Below are 19,470 nucleotides of genomic sequence, written 5' to 3'. Positions count from 1 at the left end.
GGTACCCGCGAAGGTTGTGAAGGAGCCTTTCGTCATGACGAAGACCGTCAACCACTGGATCGGTGGCAAGACCGTCGAGGGCGCGTCCGGCAACTGGGGCGAGGTCACCGACCCCGCGACCGGTGCCGTCACCACCAGGGTGGCGCTGGCCTCGGCCGACGAGGTCGCGGCGGCCGTCGCGACGGCCCGCGAGGCGTTCGCGGCCTGGGGCACGTCGTCGCTCGCCCGCCGCACCGAGATCCTCTTCCGCTACCGCGCCCTGCTGGACGCCCGGCGCGACGACATCGCCGCCCTGATCACCGCCGAACACGGCAAGGTGCACTCCGACGCGCTGGGGGAGGTGGCGCGCGGACTGGAGATCGTCGAACTGGCCTGCGGGATCACCACCCAGCTCAAGGGCGAGCTGTCGACCCAGGTCTCCAGCCGGGTCGACGTCGCGTCGATCCGGCAGCCCCTGGGCGTGGTCGCCGGGATCACCCCGTTCAACTTCCCGGCGATGGTGCCGATGTGGATGTTCCCGCTGGCCGTCGCCTGCGGCAACACCTTCGTCCTCAAGCCGAGTGAGAAGGACCCGTCGGCCGCGAACCTCCTCGCCGAACTGGCCGCAGAGGCCGGGCTGCCGGACGGTGTCCTGAACGTCGTCCACGGCGACAAGGTCGCGGTGGACGCCCTGCTGGCGCACCCGGACGTGGCCGCGGTCTCCTTCGTCGGCTCCACCCCCATCGCCCGCTACATCCACACCACCGCCTCCGCCAACGGCAAGCGCGTCCAGGCCCTGGGCGGGGCGAAGAACCATATGCTGGTCCTGCCCGACGCGGACCTCGACGCCGCCGCCGACGCCGCGGTCTCGGCGGCGTACGGCTCCGCGGGCGAACGCTGTATGGCGATCTCCGCCGTCGTCGCCCTCGACTCCGTCGCCGACGAACTCGTCGAGAAGATCCGCGAGCGCGCCGAGAAGATCACCATCGGCCCCGGCACCGACCCCGCGTCCGAGATGGGCCCCCTGATCACCCGGGCACACCGCGACAAGGTCGCCTCCTATGTGACGGGCGCGGCGGCCCAGGGCGCCGATGTCGTGCTCGACGGCACCGGCCACACCGTCGAGGGATACGAGAACGGCCATTGGATCGGGCTCTCCCTCCTCGACAAGGTCGCCACCGACTCCGACGCCTACCGCGACGAGATCTTCGGCCCCGTGCTCTGCGTGCTGCGCGTCGCCACCTACGAGGAGGGCGTACGGCTCATCAACGCCTCCCCGTTCGGCAACGGCACCGCGATCTTCACCCGCGACGGCGGCGCCGCCCGCCGCTTCCAGCTGGAGATCCAGGCGGGCATGGTCGGCGTCAACGTCCCGATCCCGGTCCCCGTCGGCTACCACTCCTTCGGCGGCTGGAAGGACTCCCTCTTCGGCGACCACCACATCTACGGCAACGACGGGGTGCACTTCTACACCCGGGGCAAGGTCGTCACCACCCGCTGGCCCGACCCGTCCGAGCCCCACACCGGCGTCGACCTCGGCTTCCCGCGCAACAGCTGAGCCGCGCCCGCCCGGCCCACCGACGCCCGCCCGGCCCCGACGAGCCCCGGGGCCGGGCGCCGGTACGGCACGCAGCGGGGCGGCGCGTACCGCGTCCGGTGTACGTCCGGCCGCCGCGTACTTCCGGGGGAGGGCGCCGGACTCCCCCCGGCGCCGGTGAATCCGGTCGGACGGCCCGCTTAGGGTTTCCCCATGAAGATCCGACTTCCCCGGCCCCGCACCCGCGGCCAGTGGCTGGCCGGCGCCGTCGCGCTCGCCGCCCTCGCGGGCGGGGGCACCTATGCGGCCGTCGCCGACGACACGGCACCGGCCGTGCACCGCGAGGACCGCACCCAGCGGATGCCGGGGGCGCAGATCGACACCTCCTACTTCGTCTCGGGCGACCGGACGACGCCCCGGCCCGCCGTCCTCCTCGGACACGGCTTCGGCGGCGCCAAGGACGACGTCCGCGCCCAGGCCGAGCGGCTGGCCCGGGACGGCTACGCCGTCCTCACCTGGTCCGCCCGGGGCTTCGGCAAGTCCACCGGACGTATCGGACTCAACGACCCCGACCACGAGGTCAAAGATGTCTCCCGGCTGATCGACTGGCTGGCCGCCCGCCCCGAGGTACGCAAGGACGCCGAAGGCGACCCCCGGGTCGGGATCGCCGGGGCCTCCTACGGCGGCGCGATCGCCCTGCTCACCGCCGGACACGACCGGCGCGTCGACGCCGTCGCGCCCTCGATCACCTACTGGAACCTCGCGGACGCCCTCTTCCCCGACGGCGTCTTCAAGAAGCTGTGGGCCGGGATCTTCTTCTCCACCGGATCCACCGACGCCGGGGGCGCCGCCCCCCGGCCCGACACCGCACCCGCCGACCCCGGCACCGACCGGGAGCCGGGGACCGGCCGCCCGCCCGCGGCCCGCGGCACCGGAGGACCCGCCCCCGTCGGCTGCGGACGCTTCCAGCCCGAGCTGTGCGCCATGTACGAACGGATCGCGATCTCCGGCACACCCGACGCCGCGGCCCGGAAGCTGCTGGAGGACCGCAGCCCGTCCGCCGTCGGCGAGCGGATCAAGGTACCCACCCTCGTCGTCCAAGGACAGTCGGACTCCCTGTTCCCGCTCGGCCAGGCGGACGCCATGGCCCAGCGGATCCGCGCCAACGGCGCGCCCGTCGCCGTCGACTGGATCAGCGGCGGCCACGACGGCGGCGACCGCGAGGACAAGCGCGTGGAACAACGCGTCACCTCCTGGTTCGACCGCTATCTGAAACAGGACGAGAGCGTCTCGACCGGGCCCGCCTTCCGGGTCAGCCGCACCGGGGGAGTGGACTCCACCGACGGCGCCGCCCGGCTGCGCGGAGCGACCGCCGGACGCTACCCCGGACTCGACGGCGAACCCCGGAAGGTCGAACTCACCGGAACACCGCAGAACTTCACCAACCCGGCCGGCGGCGCCCCGCCCGCCGTCTCCGCCGTCCCCGGACTCAGCGGCGGACTCGGCCAACTCTCCTCCCTCGGTGTCGGTCTCGGACTCGACTTCCCCGGCCAGCACGCCCGGTTCGAATCGGCGCCGCTGACCGAACCGCTCCGGATCACCGGCGCCCCGACCGTCCGGCTCCGGGTCACCTCGTCCACCGGCGAGGCCGTGCTCTTCGGCAAGGTGTACGACGTCGGACCCGACGGCCGGACCCAGGTCCTCCCCTCCCAACTGGTCGCCCCTGTCCGGGTCGACGGCGCCGAACGGGGCAAGGAGGTCGAACTGACCCTCCCCGCCGTGGACCACCGCGTCGACGCCGGACACCGGCTGCGCCTGGTGCTCTCCGCCACCGACCTGGGCTACGCGTCCCCGGCCACCCCGGCCACCTACAACGTGGCCCTCGCCGAATCCGGCGGCCCCCTGACCGTGCCCACCGCACCCGGGGTGGAGTCCGAGGCCGCGGGCCTGCCGTGGTGGACCTGGGGCCTTCCGACGGCCGCCGTACTGATCGCCGCGGCCCTGCTCCTCACGGCCCGCCGCCGGACCACGGCCCCGCCCGCCGACCCGTCACTCGCCGATGTCCCCCTGGAGATCACCGACCTCACCAAGCGGTACGCCGGGGCCCACGACCGCTACGCCGTCCGACAGCTCTCCTTCCGGGTCGAGAAGGGGCAGGTCCTGGGGCTCCTGGGCCCCAACGGCGCGGGCAAGACCACCACCCTGCGGATGCTGATGGGCCTCATCCGCCCCGACGAGGGCGAGATCAGGGTCTTCGGGCACCCGATCCGCCCCGGGGCGCCCGTGCTCTCCCGGGTCGGCGCCTTCGTCGAAGGCGCCGGATTCCTGCCCCATCTCTCCGGCCGTGAGAACCTCGAACTGTACTGGCGGGCCACCGGACGCCCCGCCGAAGACGCCCATCTGGAGGAGGCGCTGGAGATCGCCGGACTCGGCGACGCCCTCGCCCGGGCGGTGCGCACCTACTCCCAGGGCATGCGCCAGCGGCTCGCCATCGCCCAGGCCATGCTCGGCCTGCCGGATCTGCTGATCCTCGACGAACCGACCAACGGTCTCGACCCGCCCCAGATCCGCGAGATGCGCGATGTCATGATCCGGTACGCGGCCGGGGGCCGTACGGTCATCGTCTCCAGCCACCTCCTCTCCGAGGTCGAGCAGTCCTGCACCCATCTGGTCGTCATGGACCGGGGCCGGCTGGTGCAGGCAGGGCCGGTCGCCGAGATCACCGGTGGCAGCGACACCCTGCTCGTCGCCGTCGCCGGGGACGTATCCGATCCCCTGGTCGAGAAGATCGCGGCCCTGCCCGGGATCGGTTCGGTCCGGCGTGTCGACGAAGGACTGCTCGTCCGGCTCGACGGCGCCACCGCGACCGAACTGATCGGCGAACTCGTCCGGCTCGACACCCCCCTGACCGGCGTCGGCCCGCACCGCCGCCTCGAGGACGCCTTCCTCACCCTGATCGGAGGATCCGCATGAGCGGGCTCGCCCACCCCACGGCGGCGCCCGGCTACCGGGCCCGGCGCACGCTGCCGCTGCGCGTCGAAGCCGTACGCCAGCTCAAGCGCCGCCGGACTCTGGTGATGGCCGCGGTACTCGGAGCGCTGCCCTTCGTGCTCGTCGCCGCCTTCGCCATCGGCGGAAGCCCGGACGGCGGTGAGAACGGCCGGATCACCCTGATGGACACCGCCACGGCGTCGAGCGCCAACTTCGCCGCCACCTGCCTCTTCGTCTCGGCCGGCTTTCTGCTGGTGATCCCGGTGGCGCTGTTCCACGGCGACACCGTCGCATCGGAGGCCGGCTGGTCGTCGCTCCGGTATCTCCTGGCGGCGCCCGTGCCGCGCTTCCGGCTGCTGTGGTCCAAGCTGGTGGTCGCCCTCGGCTTCAGCGCGGCGGCGATCGTCCTGCTGCCGGTGGTCGCCCTGGCGGTGGGCACGGTCGCGTACGGCTGGGGACCGCTGAAGCTGCCCACGGGCGGCTCCCTCGACTCCGCCGACACCCTGCCCCGGCTGGCGATCGTCGTGGTCTTCATCGCACTCTCCCAGCTGGTCACCGCCGGACTGGCGTTCTGGCTCTCCACCAAGACCGACGCCCCTCTGGGCGCGGTCGGCGGAGCGGTGGGGCTGACGATCGTCGGCAATGTGCTCGACGCCGTCACCGCACTCGGCGACTGGCGCGAGATCCTCCCGGCGCACTGGCAGTTCGCCTGGATCGACGCCCTTCAGCCGCAGCTGGAGTGGGGCGGCATGATCAAGGGCACGGCCGTCTCCGTCTCGTACGCGCTGGTGCTGTTCGCCCTGGCGTTCCGCACCTTCGCCCGTAAGGACATCGTGTCCTGACCCCGCCGGGCGATGGGCGTCCGTCGGGCCGCCCGCCCGGTGAATGAGTGCTCATTCATTTCCCCGGGTACCGGACCGCTCCCCGGCGGGTGGGCGGGGGACGAGGGGGCGCACCTCCTCGGCGGTGAAGCGGAGGAAGCCCTCGGGGTCGGGTTCGTCGGCGGTGGGCTGGAGGACCACGGTGTCCGCCCCGGCGTCGGCCAGCCGCAGGACGGCCTCCGCGACGGCGGCGGCGTCCCCGGCGACCCCGAACCCCGCCGGATCGGGGCCCTGGCGGTCCAGTTCGGCCCGGAGCCGGGCGGCGGCGTCGGGGCCGGTCGCGGTGTGGAGGTAGACGACCACTTGGTGGCGGGCGGCCGCCGGGTCCGCGCGGCCGGCGGCCAGCCGGCCATCGGCGATCAGGTCCCGGGCCCGCCGTACGTCGTCCGGGGACACCCCGGCGACGAGGATCGTGCCGTCCGCGGCCTCACCGGTCAGCCGCAGGGACCGGGGGCCGAGCGCCCCGGCGAGTACGGCCGGTGGAGTGGGCGGAGGCCAGTCGAGAGCGACGGAGTCGAGGGAGACATAGCGGCCCCGGACGGTGACCCGTTCCCCGGCCAGCAGGGCGCGCAGCGCGTCCAGATACTCGTGGAGGAGGGTGACGGGCGACGCGACCCGCGCGCCGACCTGCTCCATCCACGGCTGGACTCCATGGCCGACCCCGAGGATCACCCGGCCGGGGAACAGCCGGTGGAGGGTGGCCGCCTCCATCGCGGTCAGGGCCACATTGCGCAGGGGCACGGGAAGCAGTCCCACGCCGACCCGGAGGCGTTCGGTCCAGGCGAGGGCCGCGGCGGCGGTGGCGATGCCGCTCTCCAGGAAGCAGTCCTCCCAGAGCCAGAGTTCGTCGAGCCCGGCGCGGTCGGCGGCGACGGCGAGCGGGCGGAGGCGTTCGGGCGGCAGCTGGGGGCGGAAGACGGCGCCGAGTACGGTCATGGATCTTCTCCTACCCGGGGTCCGGTCCACGGCAACCGGCCCCGTACCGACCGGCTCGCGGGCCCTCGGGGCGGTCGTCGGACCTCGGCCGGGCCGTGCGTCGGACCTCGGCCGGGCCGTTCGTCGGGGCGGGCGGCGGCGATCCCCGCCGGTACTTGAGTCCTCGGGCGTCCGGCGCCGTATCTCCCGGTGACCGTGATCGCCGGGGACCCGGCACAACCGTGGGGCAGGGGAGGGGTCGGGGTGGTTCTCGCAACGGCGCGGCCTAGTGGCGGGCGTGGAGCGGGAGATGAGAATGCTCTCCTCTTTCACTCACCAGTTCGATCTAGGACGCACACTCTCCGCATGAGACTGAGGCGAGCCCATGTGGTGGTCACCGCGGTGGCGGTACTCGCGGGCGCCGGGACGGTGTCCGGGCGGGTGCTGACGAGCGAGCCCGATCCGCTCGATCTGGGCCCCGTCGTCATCGTCGACCACTCGGCCGGGCACGAGGAGACGAGTCGTGACCTCCTTCCGTCGGCGACGGCGGGCCTGCGGCCGGCCGCGGGGCGCGGGCCGAACGGCTCGGCGGGCGGCGGGCGTCCGTCGCCCGTGGCCTCCGGTCCGGCCCCGGGCGCCGGGGCCGCGGGGTCGTCGGGTCCTTCGGGGTCGTCGTACGGTCCGGCCGCCGAGCAGCCGTCGGCGTCGCGCCAGCCCGGTGGCAGACCCGTACCGCCGCTCTCGCCGCCCCGCAGCGACGACGACAGACCCGTGCGCCCGACCCCGGGCGCCGGCGAGGAGGACGACGCCGAGAACGACGGTGACGAAGGACCGGGGGAGGGCGGGGACGGGTACCGGTCACCGGGCGACGCCGATGAGGAGGACTAGGGATGCGGCGGCGTACGGCGAGCGCGCGCTCGCGCATCGTCGGCTGGATGATGCTCCTGGTCGGCGCGGCGCTGGCGGCCCCGGTCGTGGGTATCACCGTGGTCTGGCAGGCCCGGCTCGACGGGCAGGTCGACGCCCGGCTGGAGTGGGAGGCGAACCGGCTGCGGGTCTTCGCGGAGACCAGGGTGCAGCCGGACGGCCGCCCGTACAGCGACGGCGCCTCCCTGCTCAAGGAGTTCCTCCGGGAGAACATCCCCAACCGGGACGAGACCTTCTTCAGCATCGTCGACGGCCGGGCGGATCTGCGCAGCGCGTCCGAGCCGCCGATCCGGCTCGACAAGGACCCCGCCGTGATCGAGCGGCTGTCGTCGGAGGGCCGCCGGGACACCGCCGTGGGCTGGCTCGACTCCCCGGTGGGCAAGGTGCGGTACGGCGTCGTACCGGTGAAGGTCGCCGGGGACCCGCGCGATGTACGGCTGGTGGTGCTGGAGTTCCGGGACCGTCAGTTGCGCGAGGAGCGGCAGATGGCGAAGTTGCTGCTGGCCACCGGGTTCGGGGCGCTGATCTGCGCCGGTCTCGCGAGCTGGCTGGTGGCGGGCCGGATCCTGGCCCCGGTCCGGCTGGTGCGGCAGACCGCCGCCCGGATCGGGGAGTCCGATCTGACCCAGCGGCTGGACGTCCGCGGGGACGACGACGTCGCCGCCCTCGCCCATACCTTCAACCACATGCTGGACCGGCTGGAGCGGGCGTTCACCACCCAGCGGCGCTTCCTCGACGAGGTCGGACACGAACTGCGGACCCCCATCACCGTCGTCCGCGGCCATCTGGAGCTGATGGAAAACGGCGCCGGGGAGTGGGCCGCCGAGTGGGACGTCACCCGCGCCCTCGTCGTCGACGAACTCGACCGGATGAGCCGGATCGTGGACGACCTGCTCCTCCTCGCCAGGGCCGAACGGCCGGACTTCCTCACGGTCGGGGAGACCAATCTGACCGACCTCATCGTCGATGTGGTCGCCAAGGCCCGGGCCCTGGGGAACCGCCACTGGCGGGTCGCCGCGGTCTCCGAGGCCACCGTCCTCGTCGACGGACAACGGCTCACCCAGGGCCTGATCCAGCTGGCCGCCAACGCGGTCCGCCACACCCTCGACGGCGATCTCATCGAGATGGGGTCGGCGGTTCGCGAGGGCCGGATCCTGCTCTGGGTGCGCGACACCGGTCCCGGGGTGGGCCCCGTGGACCGGGAGCGGATCTTCGGCCGGTTCGTCCAGGCCGGCCGAGTCACCTCACCCGCCCAGGCCGGTACGGGTATCGGGCTGGGGCTCGCCATCGTGCGCGAGATCGCCCAGGCGCACGGCGGCACGGCGTGGGTGGAGGACGCCGAGACGGGCGGGGCCCGTTTCGTACTGGATGTGCCGGCGTACTTCTCCTGGCAGAAAGGACACCATGCAACGGATATTGATAGCGGAGGACGAGGCCGGAATCGCCTCCTTCGTCGAAAAGGGGCTGCGGAGCAACGGGTTCGTCACGGCGGTCGTCGGTGACGGCCTCTCGGCGTACGAGCACGCCCGCGCCGGGGACTGCGATCTGATGATCCTCGACCTCGGGCTCCCCGCCGTGGACGGGCTGACCGTCCTGCGCAAGCTGCGCGAACTGCGGGTGACACTGCCCGTGGTCATCCTCACCGCCCGCGACAGCGTCTCCGACGTGGTCGCGGGCCTCGAAGGCGGTGCCGACGACTATCTCTCCAAGCCCTTCGCGTTCGAGGAGTTACTGGCCCGGGTGCGGCTGAGACTGCGCGGTGAGGGCGGCCCCGAGGCGTCGGTGCTCCGGGTCGGGGACATGGTCCTCGATCTGCGGACCCGGCGGGTGCATGTGGAGGGGCGGGTGGCCGAGCTGTCGGCGCGCGAGTTCTCGTTGGCCGAGGTCTTTCTGCGCAACCCCGACCAGGTACTGACGCGGGAACAGCTGCTCAGCCGGGTCTGGGGGTTCGACTACGACCCCGGGTCCAACATCGTGGACGTCTACGTCCGCTATCTGCGGCGCAAGCTGGGACCCGACCGGGTGGAGACCATCCGCGGGGTCGGCTACCGGCTCCGGGCCTGAGTACGGGAGCGCGTACGGCATCGGCGGCGCGGGTGCCCCGACTACCCCGACTACCCCGCTGAGCCCGGCGGCCGGCACCTCGGGCAGGGCGGTGGCGTCCCTGTCCAGAGGGCGGCCCACCCGTCGGACATCGTTGTCAGCCCCTCAATCCCCCCTCATGATCGCAGTGAGAACTCTCTCACCGTGATCTCACGGATGGTTCATGGCCCGGGCGCATGCTTCACGGCCAAGACACCCACCTCCGGGTGTCTCAGCCGTCCCAGCCGCCCCGTGGGCCTGTGACTGGTATGTGCCTCACCACCCCCGCATATGCCAGGAGCGTTCCGGTGTGCGGCCGGGCTCTGCGAGGAGCCAGATATGAAGCGACTGCTCACCAATGCCCGGAACTTCCGCCACCGTGTGGCCCCCGAGAGCGAGACCTTCCGCGGCTTCGCGGCCGGTCAGCAGCCCGGGACGCTCTTCATCAGCTGCTCCGACTCCCGGGTCATCCCGGCCCTGATCACCGGCGCCGTCCCCGGCGAGGTCTTCGAACTGCGCAACGCGGGCAACATCATTCCTCCCTACGAGCCCAAGCGCGAGTCCGCCGAGTCCGCCACTGTCGAGTACGCGGTGGAGGTGCTCAAGGTCCAGGACATCGTCGTCTGCGGCCACTCCCACTGCGGGGCCGTCGGCGCCCTCGCCAACGACCAGGACCTGACCGAACTGCCCAGCGTCTCCCAGTGGGTCGCCTTCGCCCGTCCGGCGCTGGCCCCGATGCTGGGCACCCCGCCGGACGACGCGACCCTGGCCTCCTACGTCCAGCGCCATGTGACGGCCCAGCTGGAGACCCTGCGCGGCTATCCCGTCGTACGGGCGGCGCTCGACGCGGGCCGGCTGAAGCTGCACGGCTGGTACTACCGCGTCGACACCGCCGAGGTGCTCGAACTCGACCAGCTGCACGGAGTGTTCCACCGCAACTAGCAGCTGCTGCTCCGGGCGAGCCCACCCGGACCTCTCACTCCCCCCACTCGTATCGGTTCACCGGACGCGGACCCTCCGGAGCCCCCGCTCCCGGCGCCCCGGCCCGCCCGATGCGGCGAAAGGAACACTGTGTCCACTGAACGAATACGTCCCGGTGCGGGACGGCACGCGCGAAGGAGCAGTGGCCGCCCCTCCGTGGGCTCCCCGGCGTCCCCGAGACGATCCGGCGACCTCGGCGCCGACTTCATGGCGTCCATCGTCGTCTTCCTCGTCGCCCTGCCCCTGTGCATCGGCGTCGCGGCGGCCTCGGGCGTCCCGGTGGCCCTGGGCATCATCACCGGTATCGTCGGCGGTCTCGTCGTCGGCTTTCTGCCCGGCAGCAGTCTGCAGGTGAGCGGACCCGCGGCCGGACTCGCCGTGCTGTGCCTGGAGTTCGTCACCGAGCACGGTGTGGGCCTCATGGGGCCCGTCGTGATGGTCAGCGGCATCCTCCAGATGATCCTGGGCACGCTCAAGATGGGCCGGGTCTTCCAGTCGATCTCGCTCTCCGTCGTCCAGGGGATGCTCGCCGGGATCGGCGTACCGCTGATCCTCAGCCAGATCTACGCCTTGGTGGACTCCAAGCAGCACGGTACGGCGCCGAAGAATGTCATGGGCCTGCCAGACCTGGCCAAGGACGTCATCGAGGACGCCGCGAAGGGCGGCGCGCTCCTCCTGGGCGTGCTGGCCGTGGTCATCTGCTTCCTCTGGTACAAGGTGCCGAAGCCGCTGGGGAAGGTGCCCGCACCGCTGGTCGCCGTGGTCCTGGGCTGCGTCATCGCGGCCCTGCCCGGCTTCGACGTCAAGAAGGTCGCCTTCGGCAACATGCTGGACGCGGTGAACATCCCCGGCTTCGGCGACATCTCCGGACTCGCCGATCCCAAGGTGCTGATGATGGTGGTCACCTTCACCGTCATCGCCTCCGCCGAGAGCCTGTTCAGCGCGGCGGCCGTGGACCGGATGCACACGGGGGCGCGCACCCACTACAACAAGGAGCTGATCGCCCAGGGCGTCGGGAACACCGTCTCCGGCGCGCTGGGCGCGATGCCCCTCACCGCGGTCATCGTCCGCAGCGCGGCCAATGTCAACGCGGGCGCGAGGACCAAGGTCTCCCGCGTCCTGCACGGTGTCTGGCTGCTCGGCTTCGGCCTGCTGCTGCCGGGGCTGCTCGGGCTGATCCCGGTCTCCGTCCTCGCGGGCGTCCTGCTCCACGCCGGCTGGAAGCTCTTCAACCCGCCGTCCTTCGTGACGATGTGGAAGAAGGACCGCGGGGAGGGGCTCGTCATGTTCGTCACAACGGGCGCGATCGTGGCGACCAACCTGCTCGACGGCGTCCTCGGCGGACTGGCCGTCGCGGTGATCCTCACGGCGCTGCGGATGTCCCATATGACCATTCGTACGACGACGGACGGCGACGCCGCCCGGCTCGAACTCAAGGGGAACGCGACCTTCCTGCGGATGCCCAAGCTGATCGACGCGCTGGAGTCGATCGCCGACAAGGACCGGGTCGTCGTCGACGGCCAGGGCATCTCCCATCTGGACATGGCCTGCCAGGCCCAGTTGGAGGAGTGGGCCGACCAGCGCCGGAAGGCGGGCGCAGGCAGCGTCGAACTCCTGCTGCCGGGGGCCGTACCGCAGGGGTCCGCCGCCACGACCGCCGCGGCGGCGGAGCGGGAGAAGGAGACGGCGGATGTCTCCGTCACCCTGGAGCAGGAGAAGGTGCCGGCGGGCGCCGCGGCCGGTTCCGCCGCGTCGCCGGGGCTGCTCGACGGTCCCGCGCCGGACGGCTCGGACGGCTCGGGCCGGTCCCGGCCGGAGCCGGAGATCTTCCGGCCGTACGTGCCCCCGGCGCAGCCGGGTTTCCAGTTCCAGCACGCCATGGGGCAGGGGTACGCCCAGGGGCCCGTCGCCCACGGTACCCAGCACGCCCAGCAGCACTACCCGTACGCGCAGCCGTCCCCGTACGGACACCCCCATCAGACCCAGCAGCCGCATTACGGCCACCAGGGCGCCCATCAGCCCCATGCGGCGCATCCCCAGCACCCGATGCAGCCGCCTCCGTACCAGGCCGGTCCCGTGCAGGTCCCCGGGCAGCCCTACGGGGAGCCCCCGTACCCCCACAAGACGCAGCCCGGGATGCCCGAAGGCTATGTCTCCGTACCGCCCGGGTACGGCGGATCCGACGGCCCGGCGGCCCCCGGTCCATCCGAGCCCGGCTACTGGGGCCCGGCGGACGACTGGGCGGCCTGGGCGTACGGCGAGGGGACACGGCGATGAGACGACCTCCGAGCGGACGGCCGGAGCGCGGCCGCCCCGGGCGCGGCGGTACGGGGGCGTCCCCCGACCGGCGCCGTTCCGAGAGTCGGCGGATCGACTACCGCACCCCTCCGCCCGACTGGTGCGGGGCGGCGGGTACCGGTACCGGTGCCGTGTCCGACGGTCCCGGGGAGGACACGCTCTTCCTCTTCCTGAAGTCGCTCCACCAGTTCCTCACGGCACCCCAGGACACGATGACGACCAGGGTCGCACCGCCCGTCAGGACCGGTCACTCCCCGGCGACCGATGCCACGGCGGCCGCGGGGGAGAACACCGGTGGCCGTTCGGCGCCGGACGGCCCCACCGGTCCGCCGGACCCCGGCGCGCGCCCCTGACGGCGCCGCGCCCACCACCCCGAACGTCGTCCACGGCGCTCACCGTCCCCCCCCGGGTCCGTGGACGACCCCACAGGGCCTTCGAGCGGTAACGCGCTTCCCCATTGGGCCCTGAAGAGCCCCTTCCGCTGCTCCCCGTGCACGGAAGGGGCTCTTCGCCGCGCCCGGACGGGGGTCCTCCGGGGTCCGCGGCCCCTATACGCCCTTCGTCTCCTTCGCCTTCTTCGTCTTCCTCGTCGAACGGGTCAGATAGAGCGCGAGTCCCGTCAGGACCATCACCACGACCGCCACGACGTCCACCACGTTCCGCGCCGTGCCGTCCACCACGAAGTCGTTGACGAAACCGGCGGCCAGCGAGGCGGAGAGCAGGAACCACAGCACGGGCTTCATCGGGATCTGGGGCCTTCCGGTCGGACGGGTCGTCGACTCCACGATGCCCGGCCGGGGCCGCCCCGGGCGACCCGGCCCGCCCCCCCGGCGCGTGGTGGAGCCCGCTCCACCGGGGATCCCCGGCCCGCGGACCCCGGCCCCCGCGGATCCCGTCGTCTAACCTGGTCGGCGTGGAGGAGACGGTGGGCCGGGCGTTCCGGGCGACGATCCGGCTGGGCCGTACGGTCCTGCTGGCCTATGCGTCGATCCTGTACTTCATCGCCCTGGGGTTCAGCGTCGCCGCCACCGTCCTCGTCGTCGGCGCTCCCGTCCTGCCCGAGACGATCGCCGTCCTGCGGCGGATCGCCGGTCTCCAGCGGCGGTGGATCGCCGTGTCGACCGGGGAGCCGGTGGCGGAGGCGTACCTTCCGGTCCGCGGCTCCGTCGGCGACCGGGTGCGGACCGTCGCCCGGGATCCGGGCACCTACCGTGATCTGCGCTGGCTGGTGGCCAACGCCGTTTTCGGCTGGGTCGCGATCTTCCCGCTGATCATCCTCTGGTACTTCGGCCTGATGATCGACGGCTTCTGGAGCGGGACGCTCGGCCGCCGGGCCCGGGTCCTGCCCCTGCTGGAACGCCTCGCCGACCTCGACGAATCATGGTCCCGCGCCCTGCTCGAACCGTCCCCCGAGGCCCATCGCAGCGCCGAACTCGCCCGCCGCGTCGACCGGCTCACCGAGACCCGCGCCGACGCCGTCGCCGCGCACGGCGCCGAACTCCGCCGGATCGAACGCGATCTCCACGACGGCGCCCAGGCCCGGCTGGTCGCCCTCTCCATGCGCGTCGGCATGGCCCGCAGGGCGTACGAGACCGATCCCGTACTGGCCCGCAGGCTGCTCGACGACGCCCAGGACCAGGCCGAGGAGGCGCTGGCCGAGCTGCGGCACGTGGTCCGCGGCATCCATCCGCCGATCCTCACCGACCGGGGTCTGGTGGGCGCGGTCAGCGCGCTCGCGGCGGGCAGCGGACTCGCCGTCACGGTGACCGTCGACGATCTCGACGCCCACGGTGCCGCCGGTACCCGGGCGCCCGCCGCCGTCGAGGCCGCCGCCTATTTCGTCGTCGCCGAGGCCCTCACCAACGCCGCCAAGCACAGCGGCTCGCCGTCGGCCGCCGTCCGGCTGGCCAGGATCCCGCGCGGCCTGACCGTGTCCGTACGCGACGAGGGCGCGGGCGGCGCCGACGAGTCGGCGGGCAGCGGGCTGACCGGTATCCGCCGCCGGGTCGCCGCGCTCGACGGCACCGTGGACGTCGACAGCCCCGCCGGGGGGCCTACCGTGATCGAAGTGGAGCTGCCGTGCGTGTGGTGATCGCCGAGGACAACGCCCTGCTCAGGGAGGGCCTCGTCCTGCTGCTGACCTCGGCGGGACACGAGGTGGCCGCGGTCGCGTCGACCGGCCCCGAGGTCCTTCCCGCGCTCCTCGAACACCGCCCCGACATCGCGCTCCTCGATGTCAGGATGCCGCCCGGCTTCCGCGACGAGGGGCTGCGGGCTGCGCTCGCCGCGCGCCGGGAGATCCCCGGACTGCCGGTCCTCGTCCTGTCGCAGTACGTGGAGGAGACGTACGCGGCCGAACTGCTGGGCGACGGCGCGGCGGGCGTCGGCTATCTGCTCAAGGACCGGGTCGGCCGGGTCGACGAGTTCCTCGACGCGCTCGACCGGGTCGCGGCCGGGGGGATGGCGCTCGACCCCGAGGTGGTGTCGGAGCTGATGACGCGCCGCAGGAACGACCCCCTCGACTCGCTCACCCCGCGTGAGCGCGAGGTCCTCCAGCTGATGGCCGAGGGCCGGGACAACACGACGATCGCGGCGACGCTCACCGTCACCGAGCGGTCGGTGAGCAAGCACATCGGCAATGTGTTCCTGAAGCTGGGCCTGCCGCCGCAGAGCGACAGCGGTCACCGCAGGGTGCTGGCGGTCCTGACGTATCTGAACTCCCCTTCGACGGCTCGGCCCTGAGCCCGGGGCCCTGTCCACGACTGAAGGGGGCGGGGGGCCGTGGCAGCGGCCCCCCGCCCCCGGTCCGGTTCCGGCGGGCGCGTGCTCCCGTCCGGTCCCGGCCCGCGCCCCCGCCCGCAGACGGATGGGCGGGAGCGGGTCCTGTGAGGGTGTGGCGTTACGGCTCCGGAGGCGTCGGCGGCGGTACGGTCCAGGGCCCTCGCCACCTCGCCCCGGGCGTACCTTGCGCCATCAGTCCCGTGCCTTGCGCCGTCAGTCCCGTACGGACGCCGCGTCCACCGGTGCGGCCCGCAGCGCCGACCGGGTCGGCAGGCTGACGGAGAGCCGCCCCAGCAGGGCCACGAACCCGGCCACCGCGACCCACACCAGCGCGTCCACATGCGGCACCGGCCGGCCGGTCAGGGCCAGGGCGCTGCCCACCATCGGCGGCAGGGCGATCAGGACGCCCAGGACCAGCGCCGCGGCGACGACGATCCACGACTCCAGGGCCGTCATCCGCCGGGTCTGCCGCGCGGTCGTCCCGATCAGCCGCAGCATCGCGAACTCCCGGCCGCGGGCCGACACCGCCATCACCAGGGTGTTGACCACCGCGATGAGGACGTACAGCAGCAGCGCGCCGTTGGCGATCAGATTCGTCCACGACTGCTGGGCGTGCGCGCCCTGCTGCGCCGCCGCGAACTCGTCCGGCGTCCGTACCTCCAGCGCCGGTGTCCGCCGCTCCAGATCGCCGAGCGCCGTACCGACCCCGGCCCGGTCGGCGGCCGTGCCACCGGCCGTCACCAGCAGCGTCGTGTCGAGACCTGTGGTGGTGTGCCGGGCCAGCAGCTCACGGGTGAGGGTGACGTCGCCGAACCCGAGCCCGTTGCCGTACACGGCCACCACCTTGAGCTTCTTCTGTACGCCGTCGCCGAGATGGAGGTCGGCGGTGTCGCCGACGTCGAGCCCGGCGGTCCCCGCGGCCATCCGGCTCAGGGCCACGGTGTCCGCCGTGAGCCCCTTCAGATCGCCCTCGCGGACGTCGAGGTCGAGGGTGCGGCCGAGCCCCGCGGGGTCGACGCCCTGCGCGCCGAACGGCTCCGCCCGCATCCCGTCGCTCTCCCGGTAGTTCAGCAGGATCTGGGAGCGGGCCACCGGGGTCGCGGCCGTGACCCCGGGCAGGGCGCGTACGGTGCCCGTCAGCTCCGGGGAAAGACCGGTACCCGTACGGTCGGCCGTCAGTACATAGTCGGCCGTCACCCCCTCGGTGGCCTGCCGCTTCGCCTCCTCCTGCCCGGTCGTGAGCAGCGATATCTGGAGCAGGGCCATCGCGGCCCCGAGCGCGAGCGGGACGACCGCGCCGCTCAGCCGGCGCGAGTTGGCGGTGCTGTTGGCGATCGCGAGATAGCCGCTGACCTGGGACCGGGAGAGCAGCGGCGCGAGCAGCCGCGCCGTGAACTTCACCAGGACGGGACCGATCAGCGCCCCGCCGATCATCAGGACGATCAGGGCGCCGCCCGCGCCGGCGACGGCGGCCCGGCCGGGGATCACCAGCGGCAGCACGATCGCCATGACGAGACCGGCGACGATCAGCGCCGTACCGCCGATCAGCCGTCCGAGGCCCAGGCCGGGGGGTTCGACCAGGGATTCGCCCAGCGCCTCCACCGGTTTGATCCTGGCGATCCGGCGGGCCGCGACATAGCCCGCGAGCCGGCCGCCGATGACGCACAGCAGAACGGAGGCGACGGCGGGCAGGACGCTCGGGGCCGGTTCGAAGTCGGCGGGCAGCGCCCCGGCCCGCGCGAAGGCGGCCCGCAGCCAGTCGGCGACGTAGAACCCCTGAACGGAGCCGAGCACCGAACCCGTCACCGACACCAGCAGGGTCTCCGCGCCGATCAGCCGGTGGATCTGCCGGGGGGTGGCGGCGATCGCCCGCAGCATCGCCAGCTCGCGGCGGCGCTGCTGGATTCCGAGGCCGAGGGTGGAGGAGACCACGAAGACCACGACGGCGAGCGCCGTACCGCCGAAGGCCGCCGACAGTGCGACCAGGAAGCCGCGCGACTGGCCGACGTCGAGGAACTCCAGATCGCCGACCCGGTCCCCGGTGTGCACATCCGTACCGGGCGCGGCGGCCGCGATCCGGTCCGCGAGCGTCTCCGGGTCCGTACCCGGCTCGGCGAACACGCCGACCGCGGTGAGCCGCTCGGGGCGGGGCGACAGCTCACGCGCCCGCTCGTCCGTGAAGAAGACCGACACCTGCCGGTCGACGGGGGCGACGATGCCGGTGATCTCGTACGTCGCCGGGGTCGTCCCCACCGAGAGGCGCGCCGTGTCGCCGACCGCGAGCCCGGCCTCCGACGCCAGGCGCGCGTCGACGACGGCCTGGCGGTCCGTGCGGGGCGCGCCGCCCTCGGTCAGGTCGAAGGGGGCGAGTACGGCGGACGACCAGCCGTGTCCGTACAGCGGATCGCCGAGGTCGAGGGGGCGGCCCCGGTCGTCGGCCGCGCTCAGTGCGACGGTGCGGTCGCCGACGGCGGCCCGGACGCCCGGGACCTTCGCCAGGGCGGCGGTCAGCGACTCGGGCACCCCGGCCCGCTCCGCGTACACCGGGTCGAAGTCCTCGGGGACGTCCTTGGACTGCTCCCCGCCGACCACGACAGCCGCGCCGGCGTAGCGCTGCGGCTCGATGCCCGAGGTCAGACCGGACATCAGCAGCGCCCCGCAGGCGGTGATGAGGGCCGAGCCGAGGAACAGGGCGACGAAGGCGGCGACGAAGCCGCCCCTGCGGTTCTTGATGGTGCTCCAGGCGATGTCGAACACGGCGCTTCTCACCGGTCCCCGAGGTGGGTCATCCGGTCGGCGACCTGCTCGGCGGTCGGCCGGTTCAGCGCGCCCGCGGGCCGTCCGTCGGCGAGGAAGACCACGGAGTCGGCGTACGAGGCGGCGACCGGGTCGTGGGTGACCATCAGGACCGTCTGGCCGGTGTCGTCGACGATCTGCCGGAACAGCCGCAGGACGTCCCGTCCGGTACGGGAGTCCAGCGCGCCCGTCGGTTCGTCGGCGAGTACCGCGTCGGGGCGGGTCACCAGGGCGCGGGCGATGGCCACCCGCTGCTGCTGGCCGCCGGAGAGCTGGGCGGGCCTGCGCTCGGTGTGGCCGGCCATCCCGACCCGCTCCAGCACCTCGCGCAGCCAGGCCTCGTCGACGGGTGTGTTCGCGAGCCGGGGGACCAGGGTGACGTTCTGCCGCACGGTCAGGGCCGCCATCAGGTTGTACGCCTGGAAGACATAGCCGATCCGCTCCCGGCGGACCTTGGTCAGGGCGGCCTCCTTCAGCCCCGACACCTCGGTGTCGCCGAGGAAGACCCGTCCCGAGGTGGGGCGGTCGAGCCCGGCGAGACAGTGGAGGAAGGTGCTCTTGCCGGAGCCCGATGGGCCCATGACGGCGGTGAACGTGCCCCGGGGGACCGCGAAGGAGATGTCCCTCAGGGCGGTGACCGCGCCCGCGCCGGTGCCGTACGTCTTGGTGACCGACTCCAGGCGCAGGGCCGGGGGAGCGTGTCCGGCGGCGGCCGGGGCTGCCGTGCCGGGGCCGCCCTGCCCGGGGTAGGCGTCCGAGCCGGGGTACGCGTCGGGTCCGGGGTACGTGTCCGAGCCGGGGTACGCGTCCGGTCCGGGGCGCGCGCCCGGATCCGTACCGCCGCGCGTGTCCGCCGTGGGGTGCCAAGCCGATGTCATCGTTACGTCCCGCCTGCTCGTTTCCGTCTGCGAGAAGCAGTCAACCGGCGGGTGGGGGGCCGTCACGAGCCGTCCTGCTGGTGTCCTCATGGTGGAGCGCGCTACACCACCGGCCCGGTAGAACTCTCCTTATAGCGGTCCTGACCTGCGGTTTCGCGGACGAGGGCCGGGCCGGGGGCCAGGGGGACGGCGCGGGCTTCGCCGAGATGCACGACGCGTCGTGGTGACGGGCTTGACCTCAACCAATCTTGAGGTACGAGGCTTTACTCCAGCGCACCGGAACACCGGGGCGCTACCGAACCGGCGGGGCCTCGCAGCGCCCCCCCGACCACGTGTAGTAGAACCTCCCCGAGCCCCCCCGCACAGGGGCATCCAGGTCCTACACCTGGCTGAGCAGCCCTACAGCCCAAACGCGCCCCCGGGC

At 73.1% G+C, this 19,470-nt stretch carries 15 protein-coding genes; 11 read left to right on the top strand and 4 right to left on the bottom strand.

Features of this window, described 5'->3' with window-relative positions; genetic code table 11:
- Positions 1-34 precede the first annotated feature (34 nt).
- From mmsA to ACFXG1_RS18570, 3 genes are all read left to right on the top strand, one after another.
- Positions 35-1,537 carry a CoA-acylating methylmalonate-semialdehyde dehydrogenase gene (mmsA, locus tag ACFXG1_RS18580; RefSeq protein WP_384743620.1) on the top strand — a complete coding sequence of 501 codons (1,503 nt, stop codon included), beginning with the start codon at positions 35-37 and terminating at the stop codon, positions 1,535-1,537.
- A gap of 192 nt (positions 1,538-1,729) precedes the next feature.
- Entirely contained in the window at positions 1,730-4,489 is a 2,760-nt protein-coding gene (locus ACFXG1_RS18575; protein WP_384743617.1) for an alpha/beta fold hydrolase, read from the top strand.
- Positions 4,486-5,349, top strand: coding sequence for an ABC transporter permease (locus ACFXG1_RS18570; protein WP_384743614.1), 864 nt, complete (start codon positions 4,486-4,488; stop codon positions 5,347-5,349). Before ACFXG1_RS18575 ends, ACFXG1_RS18570 begins: the two co-directional genes overlap by 4 nt.
- 51 nt (positions 5,350-5,400) lie before the next feature.
- Here the strand turns inward: ACFXG1_RS18570 and ACFXG1_RS18565 are convergent, their stop codons facing one another.
- Entirely contained in the window at positions 5,401-6,324 is a 924-nt protein-coding gene (locus tag ACFXG1_RS18565; protein WP_384743611.1) for an LLM class flavin-dependent oxidoreductase, read from the bottom strand.
- Between the two features lie 345 nt (positions 6,325-6,669).
- Between ACFXG1_RS18565 and ACFXG1_RS18560 the strand changes: the two genes are divergently transcribed.
- From ACFXG1_RS18560 to ACFXG1_RS18535, 6 genes are all read left to right on the top strand, one after another.
- Positions 6,670-7,191 carry a hypothetical protein gene (locus ACFXG1_RS18560; protein ID WP_384743608.1) on the top strand — a complete coding sequence of 174 codons (522 nt, stop codon included), beginning with the start codon at positions 6,670-6,672 and terminating at the stop codon, positions 7,189-7,191.
- A 2-nt stretch (positions 7,192-7,193) separates the two neighbouring features.
- Positions 7,194-8,732: an ATP-binding protein gene (locus tag ACFXG1_RS18555; protein ID WP_384743604.1), complete on the top strand. Its 1,539-nt coding sequence runs from the start codon at positions 7,194-7,196 to the stop codon at positions 8,730-8,732.
- Positions 8,635-9,294, top strand: coding sequence for a response regulator transcription factor (locus ACFXG1_RS18550; protein WP_384719311.1), 660 nt, complete (start codon positions 8,635-8,637; stop codon positions 9,292-9,294). The genes ACFXG1_RS18555 and ACFXG1_RS18550 overlap by 98 nt, the downstream gene beginning before the upstream one ends.
- Before the next feature lie 357 nt (positions 9,295-9,651).
- On the top strand, positions 9,652-10,254 hold the full coding sequence (locus tag ACFXG1_RS18545) for a carbonic anhydrase (RefSeq protein ID WP_384719308.1): 603 nt from the start codon (positions 9,652-9,654) through the stop codon (positions 10,252-10,254).
- Positions 10,255-10,383: 129 nt separating this feature from the next.
- Entirely contained in the window at positions 10,384-12,570 is a 2,187-nt protein-coding gene (locus ACFXG1_RS18540) for a SulP family inorganic anion transporter (RefSeq protein WP_384743600.1), read from the top strand.
- The gene (locus ACFXG1_RS18535; protein WP_384719911.1) at positions 12,567-12,944 is read left to right on the top strand and encodes a hypothetical protein; all 378 of its coding nucleotides are present in this window, start codon (positions 12,567-12,569) and stop codon (positions 12,942-12,944) included. Before ACFXG1_RS18540 ends, ACFXG1_RS18535 begins: the two co-directional genes overlap by 4 nt.
- 195 nt (positions 12,945-13,139) lie before the next feature.
- On the opposite strand, the gene ACFXG1_RS18530 is transcribed toward ACFXG1_RS18535, so the two are convergent.
- Positions 13,140-13,334 carry a hypothetical protein gene (locus tag ACFXG1_RS18530; RefSeq protein WP_384719909.1) on the bottom strand — a complete coding sequence of 65 codons (195 nt, stop codon included), beginning with the start codon at positions 13,332-13,334 and terminating at the stop codon, positions 13,140-13,142.
- 170 nt (positions 13,335-13,504) lie between these two features.
- Here ACFXG1_RS18530 and ACFXG1_RS18525 point away from each other — a divergent pair, with 170 nt between their 5' ends.
- Positions 13,505-14,683, top strand: a complete 1,179-nt coding sequence (locus ACFXG1_RS18525; protein ID WP_384719907.1) for a histidine kinase — start codon at positions 13,505-13,507, stop codon at positions 14,681-14,683.
- Entirely contained in the window at positions 14,671-15,333 is a 663-nt protein-coding gene (locus ACFXG1_RS18520; RefSeq protein ID WP_384719905.1) for a LuxR C-terminal-related transcriptional regulator, read from the top strand. The genes ACFXG1_RS18525 and ACFXG1_RS18520 overlap by 13 nt, the downstream gene beginning before the upstream one ends.
- Positions 15,334-15,585: 252 nt before the next feature.
- Here ACFXG1_RS18520 and ACFXG1_RS18515 read toward each other — a convergent pair whose 3' ends face one another.
- Entirely contained in the window at positions 15,586-18,129 is a 2,544-nt protein-coding gene (locus tag ACFXG1_RS18515; protein WP_384743595.1) for an ABC transporter permease, read from the bottom strand.
- 8 nt (positions 18,130-18,137) lie between these two features.
- Complete coding sequence (locus ACFXG1_RS18510) at positions 18,138-19,046, bottom strand: ABC transporter ATP-binding protein (protein ID WP_384721252.1); 909 nt, start codon at positions 19,044-19,046, stop codon at positions 18,138-18,140.
- Positions 19,047-19,470: the final 424 nt, after the last annotated feature.

The sequence above is a fragment of the Streptomyces sp. NPDC059248 genome, assembly GCF_042753905.1.
Lineage (GTDB): Bacteria > Actinomycetota > Actinomycetes > Streptomycetales > Streptomycetaceae > Streptomyces.
The sequence above is the reverse complement of the archived record's forward strand: the minus strand, read 5'-3'. Positions and strand labels throughout refer to the sequence as shown.

What these genes read in the sequence shown, in the direction of transcription:
- ACFXG1_RS18535 (WP_384719911.1), top strand. Translation starts at nt 12,567, where the DNA reads ATGAGACGACCTCCGAGCGGACGGCCGGAGCGCGGCCGCCCCGGGCGC.
- ACFXG1_RS18510 (WP_384721252.1), bottom strand. Translation starts at nt 19,046, where the DNA reads ATGACATCGGCTTGGCACCCCACGGCGGACACGCGCGGCGGTACGGAT.
- ACFXG1_RS18545 (WP_384719308.1), top strand. Translation starts at nt 9,652, where the DNA reads ATGAAGCGACTGCTCACCAATGCCCGGAACTTCCGCCACCGTGTGGCC.
- ACFXG1_RS18565 (WP_384743611.1), bottom strand. Translation starts at nt 6,324, where the DNA reads ATGACCGTACTCGGCGCCGTCTTCCGCCCCCAGCTGCCGCCCGAACGC.
- mmsA (WP_384743620.1), top strand. Translation starts at nt 35, where the DNA reads ATGACGAAGACCGTCAACCACTGGATCGGTGGCAAGACCGTCGAGGGC.
- ACFXG1_RS18560 (WP_384743608.1), top strand. Translation starts at nt 6,670, where the DNA reads ATGAGACTGAGGCGAGCCCATGTGGTGGTCACCGCGGTGGCGGTACTC.
- ACFXG1_RS18550 (WP_384719311.1), top strand. Translation starts at nt 8,635, where the DNA reads ATGCAACGGATATTGATAGCGGAGGACGAGGCCGGAATCGCCTCCTTC.
- ACFXG1_RS18575 (WP_384743617.1), top strand. Translation starts at nt 1,730, where the DNA reads ATGAAGATCCGACTTCCCCGGCCCCGCACCCGCGGCCAGTGGCTGGCC.
- ACFXG1_RS18530 (WP_384719909.1), bottom strand. Translation starts at nt 13,334, where the DNA reads ATGAAGCCCGTGCTGTGGTTCCTGCTCTCCGCCTCGCTGGCCGCCGGT.
- ACFXG1_RS18570 (WP_384743614.1), top strand. Translation starts at nt 4,486, where the DNA reads ATGAGCGGGCTCGCCCACCCCACGGCGGCGCCCGGCTACCGGGCCCGG.
- ACFXG1_RS18555 (WP_384743604.1), top strand. Translation starts at nt 7,194, where the DNA reads ATGCGGCGGCGTACGGCGAGCGCGCGCTCGCGCATCGTCGGCTGGATG.